The organism is Enterococcus haemoperoxidus ATCC BAA-382 (genome assembly GCF_000407165.1).
Lineage (GTDB): Bacteria > Bacillota > Bacilli > Lactobacillales > Enterococcaceae > Enterococcus_L > Enterococcus_L haemoperoxidus.
This window is the reverse complement of the sequence record NZ_KE136479.1, coordinates 1,338,598-1,359,026: the sequence shown is the minus strand read 5'-3', so window position 1 is coordinate 1,359,026 and position 20,429 is coordinate 1,338,598. Positions and strand designations below refer to the sequence as shown.

At 36.1% G+C, this 20,429-nt stretch carries 21 protein-coding genes; 19 read left to right on the top strand and 2 right to left on the bottom strand.

Annotated features, from left to right (window positions below; all coding sequences use genetic code 11):
* Positions 1-43 precede the first annotated feature (43 nt).
* The 7 genes from I583_RS06370 to I583_RS06340 all read left to right on the top strand — a co-directional run bounded on the left by I583_RS06370 (position 44) and on the right by I583_RS06340 (position 7,288).
* Complete coding sequence (locus I583_RS06370; protein ID WP_010761334.1) at positions 44-736, top strand: response regulator transcription factor; 693 nt, start codon at positions 44-46, stop codon at positions 734-736.
* Positions 729-2,024, top strand: coding sequence for a sensor histidine kinase (locus tag I583_RS06365; RefSeq protein ID WP_010761335.1), 1,296 nt, complete (start codon positions 729-731; stop codon positions 2,022-2,024). Before I583_RS06370 ends, I583_RS06365 begins: the two co-directional genes overlap by 8 nt.
* 68 nt (positions 2,025-2,092) lie before the next feature.
* Positions 2,093-3,022 (top strand): ribonuclease Z, encoded by a 930-nt coding sequence (rnz, locus tag I583_RS06360; protein ID WP_010761336.1) that lies wholly within the window; start codon positions 2,093-2,095, stop codon positions 3,020-3,022.
* 13 nt (positions 3,023-3,035) lie between these two features.
* Entirely contained in the window at positions 3,036-3,836 is an 801-nt protein-coding gene (locus tag I583_RS06355) for an SDR family NAD(P)-dependent oxidoreductase (protein WP_010761337.1), read from the top strand.
* Positions 3,837-3,895: 59 nt separating this feature from the next.
* Entirely contained in the window at positions 3,896-4,336 is a 441-nt protein-coding gene (locus I583_RS06350; protein ID WP_010761338.1) for a LapA family protein, read from the top strand.
* Between the two features lie 124 nt (positions 4,337-4,460).
* A complete protein-coding gene (recJ, locus tag I583_RS06345; RefSeq protein ID WP_010761339.1) occupies positions 4,461-6,773 on the top strand; it encodes a single-stranded-DNA-specific exonuclease RecJ in 2,313 nt (770 codons plus the stop codon).
* Between the two features lie 2 nt (positions 6,774-6,775).
* Positions 6,776-7,288: an adenine phosphoribosyltransferase gene (locus I583_RS06340; protein ID WP_010761340.1), complete on the top strand. Its 513-nt coding sequence runs from the start codon at positions 6,776-6,778 to the stop codon at positions 7,286-7,288.
* Between the two features lie 54 nt (positions 7,289-7,342).
* Here I583_RS06340 and I583_RS06335 read toward each other — a convergent pair whose 3' ends face one another.
* A complete protein-coding gene (locus I583_RS06335) occupies positions 7,343-7,543 on the bottom strand; it encodes a hypothetical protein (protein ID WP_010761341.1) in 201 nt (66 codons plus the stop codon).
* Between the two features lie 161 nt (positions 7,544-7,704).
* The gene (gene trhA / locus I583_RS06330) at positions 7,705-8,358 is read right to left on the bottom strand and encodes a PAQR family membrane homeostasis protein TrhA (RefSeq protein WP_010761342.1); all 654 of its coding nucleotides are present in this window, start codon (positions 8,356-8,358) and stop codon (positions 7,705-7,707) included.
* A gap of 130 nt (positions 8,359-8,488) precedes the next feature.
* Here trhA and I583_RS06325 point away from each other — a divergent pair, with 130 nt between their 5' ends.
* The 12 genes from I583_RS06325 (at position 8,489) to trmFO (ending at position 20,239) form a co-directional block, all read left to right on the top strand.
* Positions 8,489-9,331: a DegV family protein gene (locus I583_RS06325; RefSeq protein ID WP_010761343.1), complete on the top strand. Its 843-nt coding sequence runs from the start codon at positions 8,489-8,491 to the stop codon at positions 9,329-9,331.
* 170 nt (positions 9,332-9,501) lie between these two features.
* Positions 9,502-10,398 (top strand): SGNH/GDSL hydrolase family protein, encoded by an 897-nt coding sequence (locus I583_RS06320; protein ID WP_010761344.1) that lies wholly within the window; start codon positions 9,502-9,504, stop codon positions 10,396-10,398.
* Between the two features lie 8 nt (positions 10,399-10,406).
* A complete protein-coding gene (locus tag I583_RS06315; protein WP_081631809.1) occupies positions 10,407-11,090 on the top strand; it encodes a YpmS family protein in 684 nt (227 codons plus the stop codon).
* Positions 11,087-11,596, top strand: coding sequence for a peptide-methionine (S)-S-oxide reductase MsrA (gene msrA, locus I583_RS06310; RefSeq protein ID WP_010761346.1), 510 nt, complete (start codon positions 11,087-11,089; stop codon positions 11,594-11,596). Before I583_RS06315 ends, msrA begins: the two co-directional genes overlap by 4 nt.
* Before the next feature lie 4 nt (positions 11,597-11,600).
* Complete coding sequence (locus I583_RS06305; RefSeq protein WP_010761347.1) at positions 11,601-11,819, top strand: YozE family protein; 219 nt, start codon at positions 11,601-11,603, stop codon at positions 11,817-11,819.
* Between the two features lie 95 nt (positions 11,820-11,914).
* Positions 11,915-13,360, top strand: a complete 1,446-nt coding sequence (locus I583_RS06300; RefSeq protein WP_010761348.1) for a S41 family peptidase — start codon at positions 11,915-11,917, stop codon at positions 13,358-13,360.
* A 165-nt stretch (positions 13,361-13,525) separates the two neighbouring features.
* Entirely contained in the window at positions 13,526-14,080 is a 555-nt protein-coding gene (lepB, locus tag I583_RS06295; protein WP_010761349.1) for a signal peptidase I, read from the top strand.
* A gap of 8 nt (positions 14,081-14,088) precedes the next feature.
* Complete coding sequence (gene ylqF / locus I583_RS06290) at positions 14,089-14,952, top strand: ribosome biogenesis GTPase YlqF (RefSeq protein WP_010761350.1); 864 nt, start codon at positions 14,089-14,091, stop codon at positions 14,950-14,952.
* Positions 14,942-15,709, top strand: coding sequence for a ribonuclease HII (locus I583_RS06285; RefSeq protein WP_010761351.1), 768 nt, complete (start codon positions 14,942-14,944; stop codon positions 15,707-15,709). The genes ylqF and I583_RS06285 overlap by 11 nt, the downstream gene beginning before the upstream one ends.
* Before the next feature lie 67 nt (positions 15,710-15,776).
* Entirely contained in the window at positions 15,777-16,658 is an 882-nt protein-coding gene (gene dprA, locus I583_RS06280; protein WP_010761352.1) for a DNA-processing protein DprA, read from the top strand.
* Positions 16,659-16,778: 120 nt separating this feature from the next.
* Positions 16,779-18,857 carry a type I DNA topoisomerase gene (gene topA, locus I583_RS06275; RefSeq protein WP_010761353.1) on the top strand — a complete coding sequence of 693 codons (2,079 nt, stop codon included), beginning with the start codon at positions 16,779-16,781 and terminating at the stop codon, positions 18,855-18,857.
* Positions 18,858-18,913: 56 nt separating this feature from the next.
* Positions 18,914-20,239: an FADH(2)-oxidizing methylenetetrahydrofolate--tRNA-(uracil(54)-C(5))-methyltransferase TrmFO gene (gene trmFO, locus I583_RS06270; RefSeq protein WP_010761354.1), complete on the top strand. Its 1,326-nt coding sequence runs from the start codon at positions 18,914-18,916 to the stop codon at positions 20,237-20,239.
* Positions 20,240-20,429 lie beyond the last annotated feature (190 nt).

Below are 20,429 nucleotides of genomic sequence, written 5' to 3'. Positions count from 1 at the left end.
TTCTACTCGTCTTCTTTTTTTGATTATAAGGACGTGGAAACAAATGTTAAAATTACTATTAGTGGAAGACGATGAAATCCTATCAGACAGTATTTTAGAGATTTTATCAGAACTTGGTGAAATCATTCAAGTGTATGATGGCGAAGAAGCATTGTATGAAGGCGAGCGGGGAATCTATGATTTAATCGTTCTGGATTTGATGTTGCCGTCGATGTCTGGTGAGCAAGTTTTAACAGCTTTAAGGGCGAAAAATATTTATACATCTGTTTTGATTCTAACAGCCAAAGATGGGCTACAAGATAAAGTAAATGGGTTTAAGAATGGCGGCGATGATTATCTGACTAAACCATTTCATCGAGAAGAATTATTACTACGTGTTCAAGCACTTGCTCGTCGTTCTTTAGGGATGAATGGTAAAAATGAGTTAGTCATTAATGAATTGCGATTAGATCTGGATAATCGGCAAGCTAGTTTTAAAGAAAACGAACTTACGCTTCAAGGAAAAGAATTTGATTTATTACATTTTTTGATGCAAAACAAGGGACGAATCATTACCAAAGATCAATTGTTCGATCGTATTTGGGGATTTCAATCAGACACGACGTTAACAGTCGTCGAAGTTTATATGAGCAATCTTAGGAAGAATTTAAAACCTTTTGGGCTTCATCGCTGGATCAAAACGCTGCGTAATGTTGGCTATCTTTTTGAAGTACCAGAGGAGATGGAGCATGAATAAACAACTAAGTAAAAAACAAAGATACAATTATTTTTTGGTAAACTTACTTTCATTTGCAAGTATTTTTCTACTCCTAGGTTTAATCGTTTTTCAGTTAGTCCAAACATCCATTTACCAAACAGTGGATCATGATTTACAACGACTTGCTGACGATCAAAAATTTTTACAACATCAACTGATGAAGACAGAGCGGTTACAAGGGAATTCACCTCAATTAGGAAAACTCGAAACACCACCGCCCAACAATTTTCAACAACAAGTGATTCTTTGGTCGAAAGATGGGAAAATACTGAATGAAGCTGAGTTAGGTTCTCGATTTTATGATTTTCAAAATTTAAAATTATCAACAGAGAATTTGCGCACGATTAGTAGTGTTCAAACTAAAGATAGTAATAATCGTTCTTTGCAATTTCGTTCGATCACCTTGCCCGTTGAAAATCAGGATAAGGTTGCTTACATCCAGCTCTTAGTGAATACCGATCCAATCAAAGGAACCGTTGAACGTTTTAAACAAATACTGATCATCTGTATGGTTATTTTTGGTTTGTTATCGATTGCTCTAAGTTACTTTCTTTCCAAATGGTTTATGAAACCTATTTTGATTTCTTGGAAAAAGCAGCAAGAATTTGTCGAAAATGCTTCTCATGAGCTAAGAACACCTTTAACAATCATCCAAGCAAAATTAGAAAAACTATTTACTAAACCAAACCATACGATTTTAGAAGAATCTGAAACGATTGCATTATCACTAGATGAAGTTCAACGTCTAAGCCATTTGACTAGCGATTTGCTCTTGCTGGCTCGCTCCGATTCCAATTCGTTAACCTTAGAAAAGGAGTCTACGAAAATCAATGGCTTTTTGAATACAGTTCTGCTACCTTATCAAGAATTAGCTCTAGCTGAAGATAAAGAGTTTATTATCGATTTAGGTGAAGACCACCAACTATTTTTCGATAAAAAAAGGATTCATCAGTTAATGATCATTTTATTGGATAACGCATTGAAATATACTGCACCTGGTGAGAAAATAACTGTTTTTTCAAGTATTAAAAACAACGAATGGCTAATTAAAATCAGTGATACTGGCATTGGAATCGTAGAAGATAAAAAATCAGCTGTCTTTGAACGCTTCTATCGCGGAGAGGAATCTCGTAATCGTAAAACGGGTGGCTATGGAATCGGCCTTGCTATTGCTAAATGGATCGTAGAGGAACATCGAGGAAAGATCGAGCTAACAGATAACACACCAAAAGGAACTACTGTAATAGTACGTTTTCCTGTAAAATAAATATTATTTGCTAAAGCGGCAACTTTCTTCTAAAATAAAGAAGAAGTTTAAGGAAAGTTAGGTAGCCCATGGAATTACAATTTTTAGGTACAGGTGCTGGAGTTCCAGCAAAACATCGCAACGTAAGTAGTATCGCTTTAAAATTATTAGACGAAAGAAATGCAGTGTGGTTATTTGATTGCGGTGAAGGGACACAACTGCAAATTTTAAAAAGTAATATTCGCCCAAGAAAAATCGAGAAAATTTTCATTACTCATTTACATGGAGATCACATTTTTGGATTGCCTGGTTTACTAAGCAGTCGCTCGTTCCAAGGTGGAAATGAAAAATTAGAAATTTATGGACCAGTTGGTATTGCAGAATTTGTTCGGACAGCCTTGAAAGTTTCACAAACGCGTCTTTCCTATGAATTAAAGTTCATTGAAATCAAAGAAGGCGTTGTATTTTCCGATAAACAATTTACTGTGACTTGCAAGCCATTAGATCATGGAATTGCTAGCTTTGGCTATCGTATTGTAGAAGCGGATCATGAAGGAGAATTGCAAGTAGATAAATTAGCTGCTCTACACATCCCATCCGGCCCAATCTACGGCAAAATCAAGCAGGGAAAATCTGTTGAATTACCAGATGGACGAGTAATCAACGGGAAAGACTTTGTTGGTGAAAAAAAATCTGGTAGAATCGTAACCATCCTTGGAGATACAAGAAAAACGCCAAATAGTGTATTACTTGCTGAAAATGCGGATATCTTAGTTCATGAGAGCACATTCAATAAAGATGAAGAAAAAATGGCTAAAGCCTATTATCATTCCACAAGTCATCAGGCAGCACAAGTGGCGTTAAAAGCACAAGTGGAAAAACTAATATTGACACATATCAGCGCTCGTTATTTAACTGGCGATATTATCCAATTAGAAAATGAGGCCAAAGAGCTCTTTTCTAATACAAAAATCGTGAAAGATATGGAAATCGTAGCAGTTCCATTTAAAGCTGAGTAAGGAGGCATTTAGGATGTATAATGGACAAGATTTAACAAATAAAGTGGTTGTTGTAACGGGTGGTTCCGCAGGTTTAGGGGAACAAATTTGTTATGAAGCAGCGAAGAAAGGTGCAATCGTAGTTGTATGCGCCAGAAGAATTAATTTGATTGGTAAAGTAAAGGAAAACTGTGAAGAGCTTAGCGGAAAATCAGCATTTTCTTTCCAATTAGATATTTCAGATCCAAACAATGTAGAGAATGTTTTTGAAAAAATTGAAGCAGAAGTGGGCCCTATAGACATATTAGTCAACAATGCTGGTTTTGGAATTTTTGAAAACTTTATAGATATTGATTTAGCTGTTGCTAGAAATATGTTTGAAGTAAATGTTTTAGGTATGATGGTCTTCACTCAAAAAGCTGCGATTCAGATGGCTGAAAGAGGGACTGGACATATTATTAATATCGCTTCTATGGCTGGAAAAATGGCCACTGCAAAATCAACTGTTTATTCTGCAACTAAATTTGCTGTTTTGGGTTTTTCAAACGCATTGCGTTTAGAATTAAAACCATTAGGCATTTCTGTAACAACGGTTAATCCTGGACCGATTCAAACAGAATTTTTTGATAAGGCTGATCCTTCAGGTGACTACTTGGCTTCTGTCGATTTATTTGTTTTAGAGCCTAATAAATTAGCGAAAGAAATCGTAAACGCTATGGGAACATGCAAACGAGAAATCAATCGTCCTAGGGTGATGGAAGGAGCCTATCGTCTATATACCTTATTCCCGCATATAGGTGATTTATTAGCCGGTGGTATATTAAACAAGAAATAAATTTTCAAGCTAGTTTCGATACTAGCATCGTTTTCAATTACATGAGGAGGTAATCAATTATGAAAAATCAGTGGCGTGTGGTTATTGGTCTTGTTTTGGTACTAATCGTTGTTGTTTTTGCAGTTTTAAACAATCAAACAGTGCCTGTCAGTTTCGGTTTTGCAAAAATTTCTGGTCCCTTGATTCTTATCATTTTAGGATCTGCAATTGTTGGTGCATTGATCGGTCTGCTGACTTCAACAACTACAATGTGGAAACAAAAAAAACAAGTGAAAGAATTACAGAAGGATATCGACGTTTATAAAAATGATGCAGATAAATTAGCACAAGAAGAAGTTGAAAAAGTAAAACGATCCTATGAAAATCAGTTAGCTGAATTACAAGCTAAATACGATGCAGTAGCAGCTCAAACACCTATCACACCTCTAGCAGATACTGAATCTGTTGGTAGTCGTGTCGATCACTTTACGAAACCAAGAAGCAATGAAGAAGAAATATAAAGCTGAAAAAGCAAAGATAAAGCAGAAACCGTTTATCTTTGCTTTTTAATTTGCTGATTTTTTAGGATACTTTCTTTAGTTTTCCTATTGTATTTGATATAATTACTTGGTTAGGAGTGACGTCGTGAAAAAAGCAAAATATACATGGCAATTACGGGAAAAAACAGAATTGCCAGAAGAATTTTCAACTATACTAACAAATGAACAGATCAATCCTTTACTGGGCCAAATTTTATGGCACCGTGGCATACAGTCCAAAGAAGCGTTAGAAATATTTCTACGCCCTACAGTAGAGAATCTTTATGATCCCTTTTTAATGCATGATATGGAAAAAACCGTAGCAAGAATTCAAGACGCTGTAACACAAGGTGAAAAAATCTTAGTTTACGGGGATTATGATGCAGATGGCATTACAAGTACCACAGTTATGAAAGAAGCAATCGAGCTAATTGGAGGGGAAGTAGAGTACTTCTTGCCTAACCGATTCATTCACGGTTATGGACCGAATTTAACTGTATTTAAAGAACAAATCGAAAATGGTGTTCAGTTGATCATTACGGTTGATAATGGCGTGGCTGGACACGAAGCCATCAATTATGCAACGGAGCAAGGAATCGACGTGATTGTTACAGATCACCATGAACTACCACCAGAATTGCCAAATGCGTTTTCGCTCATCCATCCGAAACATCCACAAGGTCACTATCCTTTTGGTGAATTAGCTGGAGTAGGAGTTGCTTTTAAAGTTGCTACAGCTTTATTAGGAGAATTACCTGTTGAATTTCTTGATTTAGTTGCGATAGGTACAATTGCAGATTTAGTTTCATTAACAGATGAAAATCGAGTTCTTGTCAAAATGGGATTAGAGATGATTCAAAACGGTGAAAGAATTGGCTTAGATATTTTGATTCACCTAGCTGAACTTAAAAAAGAGACCATTAGTGAAGAAAATATTGGCTTTACAATTGCGCCGAGATTGAACGCATTAGGTAGATTAGGTGATGCAACGCCAGGTGTGGAATTGATGACAACCTTTGATGAAGAAGAAGCAGAACGAATCGCAACATACATCAATAGTCAAAATGATGAGCGTAAAGAAATCGTTGCTAAGATAACTAAAGAAGCGTTTGAACTTATTGATCCGACTGATCCAATTCATATCGTTGCAAAAAAAGGTTGGCATGAGGGCGTTCTTGGTATTGTTGCTGGTAGAATCATGCAGGATACAGGGAAACCGACAATTGTCCTTACAATTGATGAAAACAACGAATATGCTAAAGGTTCCGGTCGTAGCGTCTCAGCTTTGAATTTGTTTGATTCATTAAGTGAAATTCGGGAAGAATTTACACATTTTGGTGGTCATCATATGGCTGCGGGGATGACGCTACCTGTGGATCATATCAATAAAGTAAAACAACATCTAATGCAATATCTAGAAACAAATCAAATTGATTTGTCTCAAGGACAAGAACTATTGATTGATGAATCATTGAAAGTTGAAGAAGCAACAATTCCATTTATTCAACAATTAAAAATTCTTGCTCCCTTAGGAACAGACAATCCCGTACCGAATTTCTTATTTGAAGATGTTGCAGTTGAGCAAAGCCGTCAAATTGGAGCTGACAAAAGTCATCTTAAATTTCAAATAGGCCAAGGTGGCGCTAAATTAGATGCAATTGCTTTTCAAATGGGCAATCAAGTCGATGAATTTGGGCAAGGAACAACGAATATCACAGGGCAATTGTCGATCAATGAGTGGAACGGAAACAAAAAACCGCAACTGATGGTCAGCGATTTTTCAGTAGACGGCGTTCAATTGTTTGATCTACGAGGAAAAAATGCTCGACAAAAAGAAATACCTGAAGCAAATACACTTTATGTTTATTTTAATGCAGATAGCAAAAAAATAATTGATAACCAATCCAGTCACCAACATTTTTTCAACTCTGTTGCTGAAACAGTACAGACAATCGAAGAAACGAACAGTCAACAACTCGTTTTTGTTGATTGTCCAGACGATATCGATTTATTGAAACAAATCACCCAAGCTGGAAAAATAGAACGTGTCTATATAATGGCGATTTCTCAAGAAGAAGCCTATTTAAATGGAACTGGGTCAAGAGAACAATATGCACAGCTGTATAAATTTGTGAGACAACAGGAGCAAGTAGATGTTCGCTATAAACTAAATGTTGTCGCTCAACATCTAAAAATACAAGAAAAGCTATTAATTTTTATGATTCAGGTGTTTTTTGACCTAGGATTTGTTACAATAGAAAACGGTGTTTTAAGAAAAGTTGAGAGTCCTGAAAATCATCCGTTGACGGAAAGTAAGGTCTATCAAACTCGCTTAAAAAGAATCAAAACAGAAGAGTTTTTGTTATACAGCGATCGTGAGACATTACAACAATGGCTGTGGAATGAGGAGGAAGTATAAACATGGATTTAAAAGATTATATTGCTAGTATTCCAGATTATCCAGAAAAAGGTGTTATCTTTAGAGATATCTCACCATTGATGGCAAATGGCGAGGCGTATCGTGAAGCAACAAAACAAATCGTTGATTACGCAAAAGAAAAACGAATCGATATGGTGGTAGGACCAGAAGCACGCGGTTTTATCGTAGGATGTCCAGTTGCGTATGAGCTAGGTGTTGGTTTTGCTCCTGTTCGTAAAAAAGGAAAGTTACCTCGTGAAACTATTGAAGTAACTTATGATTTAGAATATGGTTCAGATACATTAACACTTCATAAAGATGCGATCACTCCTGGACAAAGAGTACTGATTTGTGATGATCTATTGGCAACCGGTGGTACAATCAAAGCGACGATCGAATTGATTGAATCCCTAGGTGGAATTGTTGTCGGCTGTGCATTTTTGATTGAATTGATGGATTTACATGGACGTGATAAAATTACTGGTTATGAAATCGTTACATTAATGGAATATTAAAAAAATGATCTTTACCTGGTTAAACGCCAGAGTAAAGATCATTTTTATTTTGAACTATGGATATTTTCGATATACATAATGTTGATGTTCATTTTTTTTCCTTGTATGAGTGTATCTTTTCTCATCCCATAACATAAACCATATAATAAATAGAGGGCTAACAATAAGTAACGCGGATTGTAACCCTAATGTTCCTAAGAAAATACCAATAATCAATACAACAAATAATAACCCGCCACGACGAACTGCTTTCATTCTTAATCACCTCATAATTTTTATCGAACAAACGTTTGTATAGTTATTATACGAATGTTTGTTCGCTTTGTAAAGAGATAAATTCAAAAAAAGTACTTCTTTTTTTGATTAATCAAAAAGAAGTACTTTAAATCCTTTATATAAAAGGGTTTTTATCATTTTTAAGTATAAAGTAAAATTGAAAAGAACATAAATCCTGCTCCTAGCATAACGAACAAATGCCAAACCACATGCATAAAGCGAACACTCTTCAAGCTATAAAATGATGCTCCTAATGTATAAGAAACACCTCCAGCAACTAACAACCCAATACCTATTGGACCTAATGAATCGTATAAAGGTTTTGCAGCAGTAATACAAAGCCACCCCATAATAATATAAATAACTGTAGACACATTTTTAACCGTTTCTTGCTTATGTAGTGTTAAGGATTTATATACAACACCACTGATTGCCATCACCCAGATAAGCACAAACAATAACCAGCCCAGCCAGCCTTTGATACTTAGTAAACAAAACGGAGTATAGCTTCCAGCAATCAATAAGAAAATCGAACTATGATCAAAGACTTGGAAAACTTTCTTCGCCCTAGTAAAAATTAAACTATGAAATAAGGTCGAAGCTAAAAATAAGAGAATAAGAGTTGAACCGTATATAGCATAGGAAACAATATGAACAGCTGAGCCCAAACGTACACCTTTAACGAGTAAAAACACTAATCCTGCAATACTTAATCCAACCCCAATCCCATGAGTTACTGCATTAAGAACTTCATTTAAAATCATATATTTTCTGGAGAATTTTACTTTTTCCAAGAAATCAACTTCCTTCATTTTAATTTGGTGAAAAATAATTCTTTGTCTGTTATAATAAAAACAGACATTCAAGCCTCAAAAGTATTTTAACACGAATTGAGGTTGTTTTTAAAGAAAGAGTGATAAAATTATGACAAATGTTAAAATTGTGACGGATTCTTCTTGCACAATGCTGAAAAGTGTACGCGATGATTTAGATATTCATATGATGCCTTTATCTGTGATGATTGATGGTGTAGTGTACGCTGATGACGATCATTTAGAAGGCGAACAGTTTATGGAATTGATGAGTACAGCAAAAGCATTACCTAAGACGAGCCAGCCGCCAATTGGCGAATTTGTGGAATTATATGACCGCTTAGGCGCTGATGGGAGTGAAGTAATTTCTATTCATATGACGAAAGGTTTGAGCGGGACAGTCGAAGCAGCCCGACAAGCTGGAAACCTTAGCTCTGCTAATGTTACTGTAATTGACAGTGATTTTACCGACCAAGGCTTGTCATTCCAAGTGATACAAGCAGCTAAACTTGCTAAAAATGGTGCAAGTGTTCCTGAAATTTTAGCTGAAATCAATCACGTAAAAGAAAATACGAAGCTATTTATTGGAATATCTACATTAGATAATCTAGTTAAAGGTGGCCGAATCAGTCGGGCAACCGGACTTTTGTCCAGCATTTTTAATATGAAAGTAGTCATGGATTTCGAAGATACAGAGCTGATTCCAGTGGCTAAAGGCCGTGGGATGAAAACATTCAATAAATGGTTTGAAGAGTTAAAAAATGAACTAAGCACTTTGTCCAATGTAAGACAAATCGGTATTTCTCACGCAGATGGATTAGAATTAGCGAATGGATTCAAAGAAGGTCTACAAGCGCTTTTCCCTGATATGGAAATTCCTGTATTGCATACCAACCCTGTAATCGCAACTCATACAGGTAAAGGGGCCTTTGCTATCATGTACTACACAGACTAAGTTTTGAGCAGATCAAACTGATCTGCTTTTTTTAATAAAATTTTTTATAAATTTTACTGTACAAATGGACTGAAAATAGAGATAATTTACTTTATTAGAACGAAAAATCCAAATACTGTAGATCAGCGAACTATATGTTATTTACGATTTACGGCAAAGGAAGGGATACAATGAGATTATTTTTCAAAGAAAATTGGTCAAACTTCGCGCTCTTTTTTATCACACTTATCGGTATTTTTTTACTATTGATAGTAACAGTTCCAAAAGCGAAACCAATTTTAGGTACCGGAACTATGCAGGAAGTTAAAAGCGAAACAAAAGAAGTGATTCACTACACCGCAATTGGTGATTCATTAACCGAAGGAATTGGCGATTTAACCAATTCAGGAGGATTTGTCCCTTTAGTTGCTAAAGATTTACAAGAGCACTATCGCTTAAACGGAGTTCAAACAGATAATTTTGGGAAAAACGGTGATCGTAGCGATCAAATTCTCAAACGAATCAAAAAAAATGAAGAAATTCAAGAAGGGTTAGCGTCGGCAGATCTTATTACTCTAACAGTAGGTGGGAATGATTTAATGAAAGTAATCAAAGGAGATGTCTTTCGTTTAACTAAAACTTCATTTGAAAAGCCTCTGAAAAACTACCAAAAAGAAGTGGAAAAACTATTCACTGAAATTCGCAAATATAACCCTGAAGCACCCATCTATGTTTTAGGGATATACAATCCATTTTATCTTTATTTCCCTGATATTACAGAAATGCAGGAGATAGTAGACAGTTGGAATAACGGTACAGAAGAAATTGTTAAAGCTGAAAAAAATGCGTATTTTATACCAATCAATGATTTACTCTATAAAGGAGCAGGCGATGAAGTGGGAATCGTCAGCAGTGAAGATATAGCCTCTGGCACAGCATCAAGCAGTGAGCAAGACATTAAAAATAATGCGCTGTATGAAGAAGATCACTTTCATCCTAATAATTTAGGGTATCAAATCATGGCAAGTACTGTCCGTGATAAAATGGTAAAAACGCAAGATCAATGGCTGAAAAAAGGAAGTGAGTGAAACAAATGATGAATGAACCTGAAGAAAAAAAAGAAGTAAAAAAAGGAAATAAACGACGAAAAAAAGCACCAGAAGTGAAAAAAAGCATCAATCGTTGGAAGGTTGCTTTTATCGTCTTAGTAGCTTTGATTATCGGGAGTGTAGCTTTTGTTTTTGTAAGAGTCACTCAAGTTCGTGAACCCAATTATAAACCAGTTCCTGAATTAGTTGAAAAAGACGGGACTCCAGTGATAGCGATTCAATCAAAGAAAAAACAGATAAATGCACTAATTGATTTTTATCTTAGTGATTTTCAAAAAGGATCGGATATCACATATAAATTTTATTTAGAAAATGAAGCCATGTTAAATGGAACATTTAAGGTTTTAGGTCATCCAATTCAATTCTACCTTTATTTTGATCCCTATGTCATGGATAACGGAAACGTGCAATTAAAAGCAAAGAGCCTGTCGATTGGAACACTCGGATTGCCGATGAAGGAAATTTTAAAATTTGTGCAAAGAGATTACAAGCTACCTAATTGGGTGGAGGTAAATCCAGATGACAGCACTATTTTACTACGTTTAGATCAATTCAGAATGCAAAATGGATTATTCATACGAGCTGAAAAGATCAATTTAGTTGATGACGATATCCGCATGAATATATACTTGCCAAAAGATAGTGACAATAAGAAGGAGGAAACGAATTGAGCGAAAAAGCTATTTTTGCAGGAGGCTGTTTTTGGTGCATGATCCAGCCTTTTGATACACAACCAGGCATCTATTCTGTTACCTCCGGATATACAGGAGGACATGTCGCGAACCCTACTTATGAACAAGTACTAAGTCACACTACTGGGCATACAGAAGCGGTCGAGATTGAATTTGATCCGACAATAATGCCTTATGAAAAATTAGTAGAAATCTACTGGCAGCAAACAGATCCAACTGACGCTTTAGGTCAATTTGAAGATCGCGGGGATAATTATCGCCTAGTCATTTTTTATACAACTGACGGGCAGCGAAAAATTGCGGAAAAAAGCCGTCAGAACTTACAAGAGAGCGGACGCTTTAGCGAACCAATCGTTACAACGATCGAACCTGCATCTATTTTTTATCCGGCAGAAGACTATCACCAAGATTTTTATCAAAAAGATCCTGAACGATACGAAGATGCACATCAGAAACGAGCAAATTTTATAGAAGAGAATTGGTGAATATATGAGAAGAAGCTTTTATCACTATTTGATGACATTAAGAGCCCCTAGAAAAACTGAAGAGAGCCAATTCGCAAACGATGCAGCCAAAGATATTCAATTTCCTAAACAATCAGAAGACTACCATGAATTGTCATCCTATTTAGAAATGAATGCTGATTACCTAACCAACATGCACATTTTTGATGATTTATGGGAAAAATACGTAGAAAACAATAAATAAAAAAAGAAGGAAAGGCAAAGAAAGCTTTTCCTTCTTTTTTTTTCATGGTAAACTGGAAAACATGCAATGATAATTTTACAGAAAGAGATGACTATATGAAAAATAAAAGACAAGTACCTTTTTATCAATACATTATTTCAATAGTTTGTGTTGCTTTTTTAGCTGGCGGTAGCTGTTATATTTATTTTGATTACCAATACCAAAAACAACTTTCTAACAGTCCAACTCAAAATAGTGATTTAAAGAAAGTCGATGATCTTTATAATGAAATCGTCAATAATTATGTAGGAAAAGTTGATGAAAAGAAATTAGTTGATGGTGCGCTAAAAGGAATGACCGAGTCTCTAGATGACCCTTATTCTAGTTACTTAAATGAACCAGAAGCAGATGAATTAGACCAAAGTCTTGCTAGCAGTTTTGAAGGAATTGGCGCAACGATGACAATGACTGAAGACCTTCCTACTGTGGCCCAAGCACCAATTGAAGGTTCCCCAGCTGCTAAAGCTGGAATAAAAACAAATGACATTGTTTTAAAAGTCGATGATGAAGAAACTCAAGGAAAAACTCTTTCTCAAGTTGTTAGTAAAATCCGCGGAAAAAAAGGAACAGACGTACGTTTGACAATAAAACGTGGTGAAGAAACCTTTGAATTGAAACTCACACGAGACAAGATTCCAATCGAAACAGTTAAAGGTGAACTAGATAAAAATGACCGTTCAGTCGGCTCAATCAAGATCACCTCATTTGGAGAAAACACGTTTAAAGAACTGAAAGAAACAATCAAAACATTAAGAAAAGAGGGCGCTAAATCTTTCGTGATCGATTTGCGTCAAAATCCAGGCGGATTACTTGATCAAGTAGAACAGATGGCCAGTATGTTTCTAGAAGATGGAAAAACGATTGTCAAGTTTGAGGATAAAAATGGAAACACAAGCGAAGACGTCGCTTCTAGTCAATTAGATGGCGGCTTTAAAGTTACTGAACCTACTGTTGTTTTAGTAGATGAAGGTAGTGCCAGTGCATCTGAAATTTTTGCGGCCGCTCTAAAAGAATCCGGCAATAAAAAAATTATCGGAACAAAAACCTTTGGTAAAGGAACTGTTCAAACTGTTAAAAACCTAAATGATAAGAGTGAAATCAAATTAACTGTTTTAAAATGGTTAACGCCAAAAGGAGAATGGATTCATGAAAAAGGATTAGAGCCAACTATTGAAGCTGACTATCCTGATTATGCATACTTATCACCAATTTCTAGAGATAAAACAGTAAAACTAGGGGATTCTTCGGCAGTTGTCAAAAATCTCAATGCGTTATTGAAAGCACTTGGTTATGAAGTTAGCATTGACAGCAGTGAGTTCTCAGAACAAACTAAAGCAGCTGTCAATGCACTACAATCTAAAAGTAATCTCCCAGTTACTGGTGAAGTAGATAATGAAACTGCCGCTCAAATCGAAGCTGAGATAGGAAAAAAAATCAAAGACAACGACCAGGCTTATGAGACAGGTATAAAAGAGATTCAACACGAAATCCTAAGAAAATAAATGGAACCGGTGTGAAAAAATGGCTATAAATTTAAAGAAAAAAGCCCTTTTCACACCTATTTCTTATTTTACCCAGATAGAGATCAGTTTTCACTTTAAATTAGTCGCTTTTTCAAGTGTTTTTCCTTTATAATAGACTCAGTAAGTAAAAGGGAGAGAAAAAGAGTGGAGAAACAAAAATCTTATGTCGGCTATTTTATTTTTTTCATGAAATTACTCGTTCCTTCCCTAGCAGTGTTATTTATCCTAAGAGGTTTTATTCTGATTCCAGTTCCAGTTGATGGAAATTCCATGGAGAAAACACTTAGTCAAGGTGACATGATCATGATGGAAAAATTTTCGTCGATCAAACGTTTTGATGTCATAGTGTTCAAATTACCGAATGGCGCAATTTATATTAAACGAGTGATCGGGCTACCAGGAGATGCTATTAGGTACGATAATGATCAACTTTATATAAATGAGAAACCAATTGAAGAACCATTTTTAGAAAAAAATATAAAAAAAGATCATGAGTCCGTACCTTACACAACCAATTTTAATTTAAGTGAGCTTACTACGGAAGATGTCTTACCAAAAGACAGTTATTTTGTCTTGGGAGATAATCGCCGAATGTCAAAAGACAGTCGCTCATTTGGAGCTGTTGAAAGTAAATATATTTTAGGAAAAGCTCAATTTGTATACTACCCAATAACACATATGAAATTCATACCAAGATAGGTGATAAAATGACAATACAATGGTTCCCAGGACATATGGCTAAAGCCAGAAGAGAAGTATCTGAAAAAATTAAATACGTTGATATCGTTTTCGAATTGATTGATGCAAGATTACCACTTTCATCAAGAAATCCAATGATGGATCAGATCGTACAGCAAAAACCACGACTGATTTTATTGAATAAGGGTGATTTAGCTGATAAAGAACAAAACCAGAAATGGCAGCAGTATTTTCAAGGGAAAGGCTACCACACTTTGGTGATCAATGCACAACAAAACAAAGGCATTAACAAAATTGTACCTGAAGCAAAAAAAGCCTTAAAAGAAAAACTTGAGCGCGAACGTTCAAAAGGTGTGAAACCGCGTGCTATTAGAGCAATGTGTATTGGTATTCCTAACGTGGGTAAATCAACGCTAATGAATCGTTTAGTTGGAAAAAAAATTGCTCAAACAGGGAACAAACCAGGTGTAACCAAAGGACAACAATGGCTTCGTTCCGGGTCAGATTTAGAGCTCCTTGATACTCCAGGGATTTTATGGCCTAAGTTTGAAGATCAGGAAATCGGTAAAAAGTTAGCCTTAACGGGTGCAATCAAAGATCAACTGCTTCATTTGGACGATTTAGCTATTTACGGATTAACATTTTTTTCACATTTTTATCCAGAGCGTTTAGTTGAGCGTTACAAACTAACACAAGAGGAAACTTTATTACCTGGAGCTGAACTTTTGATGTTGATTAGTCAAAAGAGAGGATTTCGAGATGATTATGATCGTGCTAGTGAAATGATCATTCAAGAAATCCGCAGCAGTAAACTGGGTCCATATACTTTAGATCGTTGGGAAGAATTAGGAGCTACAACAGATGAAAACTGAGTCAATTCAACAAATAAAAGCATTATTAGCAACTATCGATAACAGAGATGACGAACGAATCAAAGCTTGGCAAATAGATCAACGCAATGGTGTTCAACAAGCTCTAGCACAATGGAATAGAAGAATTCAGCGTTTAGAAAAAGAGCAGGCCTTATTTGAAGAAATGCAGCAGTTTGAAAATGATGCCCGCTCTAAAGGGCATCGTTTAATTGTTGGTATCGATGAAGTAGGGCGTGGACCATTAGCGGGCCCAGTCGTTGCGGCAGCTGTCATTCTCCCTGAAAACTTCCAACTTCTTGGCGTAAATGATTCTAAAAAGTTGTCTGCAAAAAAACGAGATGAGCTGTACGCTGAAATTCAAAATCAAGCTATTTCAATTGGAATCGGTATGGTAGATCATGATAAAATCGATGAAATCAATATTTATCAAGCATCAAAATTAGCCATGGGCATGGCTCTGGAAGATCTTTGTTTTGTCCCAGATTATTTATTGATCGATGCCATGAAATTAGATGTCAATATACCTCAAGAAAGCATTATAAAAGGCGATGCTCGCTCCATATCGATTGCTGCAGCAAGCATCGTAGCGAAAGTGATTCGTGATCGGTTGATGGATGACTACGGAAAAATGTATCCAGGATACGGATTTGAAAATAATGCCGGGTATGGAACAAAAGAACATTTACTTGGTTTAGAAAAACAGGGAATTTGCGCGATTCACAGAAAAACGTTTGCGCCAATTAAAGATATGTATTAAAAAAATAACAAAAACTTTTTTTTGCGAATACTTATTATAACAAGTATTTGTGAAAGAAGGTTTTTTTATGGAATCAAAACAACGAACATTACTCTTTAAACTGGCGGTCTGTAGCGGGATTGGGAACTTAGGAATGCTTAAAATATTAGACTTCTCGATGAGGTATAATGACACTACAGACTTTTCTAAACAAGAAATTATTCAGATAGCTGGAATCACAACCTATCAAAAATTTTTTTCAGATTCTTGGGATTACTGGACAACTAACTCAGATAAATTAAATGCATATCAGGATGCACACACATTTATCACAATTCTAGATCCAATCTATCCTTATTATTTAAAACAAATTTATAATTGTCCTGTATTATTATTTTATAAAGGAAACATCAAGCTTTTAGAAGAAAATTGTCTGTCTTTTATTGGTGCAAGAGATGCTTCTGTTTATGGAATCAATGTCGTACGTCAACTGATTCCGGCCATGATCCGTAATAATTTAACGATTGTCAGCGGATTAGCCAAAGGAATAGATAGTGTCAGTCATCAGGTTACGATGCAACATGGCGGAAATACCATTGGTGTCATTGGAACAGGTCTCGATAATTGTTATCCTAAGGAAACCGCTCATATTCAGCGGAAAATGATGGAAGAGCAATTAGTTATCAGTGAATACCCTAATGGTACAGGACCTAGGAAATATCATTTTCCAATGAGAAATAGGATTATTGCTGGAATGAGTCTTGGTACTTGTGTGGTCGAAGCAAGAAGAAAAAGCGGTTCTTTGATTACAGCTCAAGCTGCTTTAGAGTATGGTCGTGAAGTTTTTGCAGTACCAGGTAATGTTTTTGAATCTCAATCCGATGGTTGTCACGGCCTCATTCAAGAAGGAGCGAAATGTACAGTTTGTCCACAAGATATCTTAGAAGAAATCCAACTTTTTTCGATTTGACTGTATCAATCCTTGACAAACCTGTGATGAATAGATATGATGAAGTACGATTTGTGAGTTCTCTACATTTTGATATATATAATAGAAGAAACACGAAAACCGAAAGGAGCCACACGTTGAATGGCGTATAAATATCTAGTTATTGTAGAATCACCAGCTAAAGCCAAAACAATTGAAAAATATTTAGGAAAAAACTATAAGGTTGTTGCCAGTGTTGGGCATATACGTGATTTACCCAAAAGTAAAATGGGAGTTGATACTGAAAATAATTATGAGCCGCACTATATCTCGATCCGAGGTAAAGGCGATGTTATTAAAAGTTTAAAAGCTGCTGCTAAAAAAGCTGAAAAAGTTTATCTCGCAGCCGATCCGGACCGAGAAGGAGAGGCCATTGCTTGGCATTTGTCTTTCCTTCTTGGCTTGGATTTAAATGATAAAAACCGTGTTGTTTTTAATGAAATTACGAAAGAAGCGGTAAAAGCTGCGTTTAAAGAACCTCGCACGATTAACTTAGACTTGGTAGATGCACAACAAGCACGCCGTATTCTAGACCGTTTAGTGGGTTATTCACTAAGTCCAATTCTTTGGCGTAAAGTGAAGAAAGGCTTGAGTGCTGGTCGAGTACAATCAGTAGCACTAAAGATTATCATCGATCGTGAAAATGACATTCGTAAATTTATTCCCGAAGAATATTGGAGCATTGATGGTAATTTTCAGAAAGCCAAGAAAAAATTTAAAGCTAACTTCTGGGGACTAGATGGTAAAAAGAAAAAATTACCGAACGCTGAAGCAGTAAAAGAAGTTACCACTCGAATTAAAGGGAAAGAATACAATGTAACAAAAGTTGAGAAAAAAGAACGCAAACGAAATCCAGCATTACCTTTTACGACTAGTAGCTTACAACAAGAAGCCGCTAGAAAGTTAAACTTCAGAACACGTAAAACCATGATGGTTGCGCAACAATTATATGAAGGAATCGCTTTAGGTAAACAAGGTACTGTGGGGTTGATTACCTATATGCGTACAGATTCTACTAGAATAGCTGATTCAGCTAAAGCAGAAGTAGCAGAATATATTGAAAAAACCTACGGCAGTGAGTTTTCTGCTCATGGCGGGCGTAAAGTCAAAAATGCTCAAGGTGCTCAAGATGCACACGAAGCAATTCGTCCTTCTAGCGTAATGCGTGCGCCAAATGAAATCAAACAATACTTAGATAAAGATCAGTTAAAACTTTACACATTGATTTGGTCTCGTTTGGTTGCCAGTCAAATGACACCTGCTGTTTTGGATACAATGAAAGTAACACTAGAACAAAACGGTGTGATTTTCATTGCTAATGGAGCTAAAGTCAAATTCAAAGGTTTCATGCAAGTGTATGTTGAAGGTCGTGATGATGGCAAAGAAGATAAAGAAAATATTTTGCCTGATCTAGCCGAAGGTGATAAAGTAAATGCACTAGATATCGAACCAAAACAGCATTTTACACAACCACCTGCAAGATTTAGTGAAGCAACATTGATCCGTGCTTTAGAAGAAAATGGTGTCGGACGTCCATCAACTTATGCACCAACTTTAGAAACAATCCAAAGACGTTATTATGTTAAACTAACAAATAAACGCTTTGAACCAACTGAGTTGGGAGAAATCGTCAATTCATTGATCGTTGAATTCTTTCCACAAATTGTTGATGTTCACTTCACAGCTTCAATGGAAGGGGATCTAGATAAGATCGGCGTTGGTAAGGAAAAATGGGTAGAAGTCGTTGATCGTTTCTACCGACCATTTGAAAAAGAGCTGACAAATGCTGAAGAAAAAATCGAAAAAATCCAGATCAAAGATGAACCTGCGGGCTTTGATTGTGATCTTTGTGGTCATCCAATGGTGATCAAACTAGGACGATACGGTAAGTTTTATGCTTGCAGTAACTTCCCGGAATGTCGTAATACTAAAGCAATCGTCAAAGAAATCGGCGTTACTTGTCCGGTTTGTAATGAAGGACAAGTGATTGAAAGAAAATCTAAAAAAAATCGATTATTCTACGGTTGCAGTCGCTATCCAGATTGTGACTTTACTTCTTGGGATAAACCAATCGGACGTCCGTGTCCAAAATGTGGTCAATATCTTGTTGAGAAAAAAGTTAAAGGCGGCAAACAAGTTGTTTGTATCAATGGCGATTATGAAGAGAACGTTCAAAAATAAGACATTTAAAAGCCAGCGGAAAACACCGTTGGTTTTTTGAAGAAAAGAGGAAATATATGACTACTTCTGTAACAGTAATCGGCGCAGGTTTAGCCGGAAGTGAAGCTGCTTGGCAAGTTGCTCAAGCAGGTGTTCCGGTAACACTTTATGAAATGCGTCCAGTGAAAAATACTCCAGCACATCAAACTGAAAATTTTGCTGAATTGGTTTGTTCTAATTCATTAAGAGGTAATAACTTAACAAACGCTGTCGGTGTGTTAAAAGAAGAAATGCGTCGTTTGGATTCAATCATTATCAACAGCGCAGATAAAACTGCTGTGCCAGCAGGCGGAGCTTTAGCCGTTGATCGAGACACTTTTTCACTAGAAATCACAGATAAAATAAAAAATCATCCGTTGATTACAGTAAAAAATGAAGAAATCACTGCTATTCCCAAAGGCATCGTGATTATTGCAACAGGTCCACTAACTTCAGAATCGTTAGCAGAACAAATTAAAGAGTTTAACGGCTCAGACGGTTTTTATTTCTATGATGCAGCGGCCCCAATCGTTGACAAAGCGACGATCAATATGGATAAGGTTTATTTGAAATCTCGGTACAACAAAGGGGAAGCGGCGTACTTAAATTGTCCAATGACAGAAGAAGAGTTCAAAGCATTTTATGAAGCGTTGATTTCTGCTGAAGTTGCACCTTTAAAATCGTTTGAAAAAGAGAAATTCTTTGAAGGGTGTATGCCAATTGAAGTAATGGCTAAACGTGGTATTAAAACTATGTTATTTGGTCCTCTAAAACCAGTTGGGTTAGAAGATCCCAAGACAGGCAAACGACCATATGCTGTTATCCAATTACGTCAAGATAACGCAGCAGCTTCATTATATAATCTTGTAGGGTTCCAAACACATCTAAAATGGGGCGAACAAAAGCGTGTTTTCCAAATGATTCCTGGTTTAGAAAATGCTGAATTTGTCCGCTATGGAGTGATGCATCGTAACAGTTTCATGAACTCGCCAGAACTATTAAAACCAACGTATCAATCTCAAAAAAGAGAAAACTTATTCTTTGCTGGTCAAATGACAGGTGTTGAAGGCTATGTGGAGAGTGCGGCTAGTGGTTTATTGGCAGGCATAAACGCAGCTCGTTTGGCTAAAGGAGAAGAACCTGTCGTTTTCCCAAGAGAAACAACGTTAGGAAGCATGGCCTATTACATTACCCATGCCGAAGGGAAACATTTCCAACCGATGAATGCTAACTTTGGTTTATTCCCTGAATTACCTGAAAGAATCCGAGACAAAAAAGAACGCTATGAAGCAATCGCGGATAGAGCGTTGACGACATTAGCTAACGTAACACAAGATCTAAATCTTGTAGAACAACCTAAATAATCAAAAGACCAAAACAGATTGAACTATTTGTTTTGGTCTTTTTGATTTATCTAAACTCAGCGAACGATAGATTAAATTACGCTTATAATTTATGAGCATTTAAAGTTAAATATGAATAAATTGTTACCAAATTTGAAAATATTGATTAAATTCTGACAATTCGTTTGTTTTTTCAAAATGGTTATGCTAA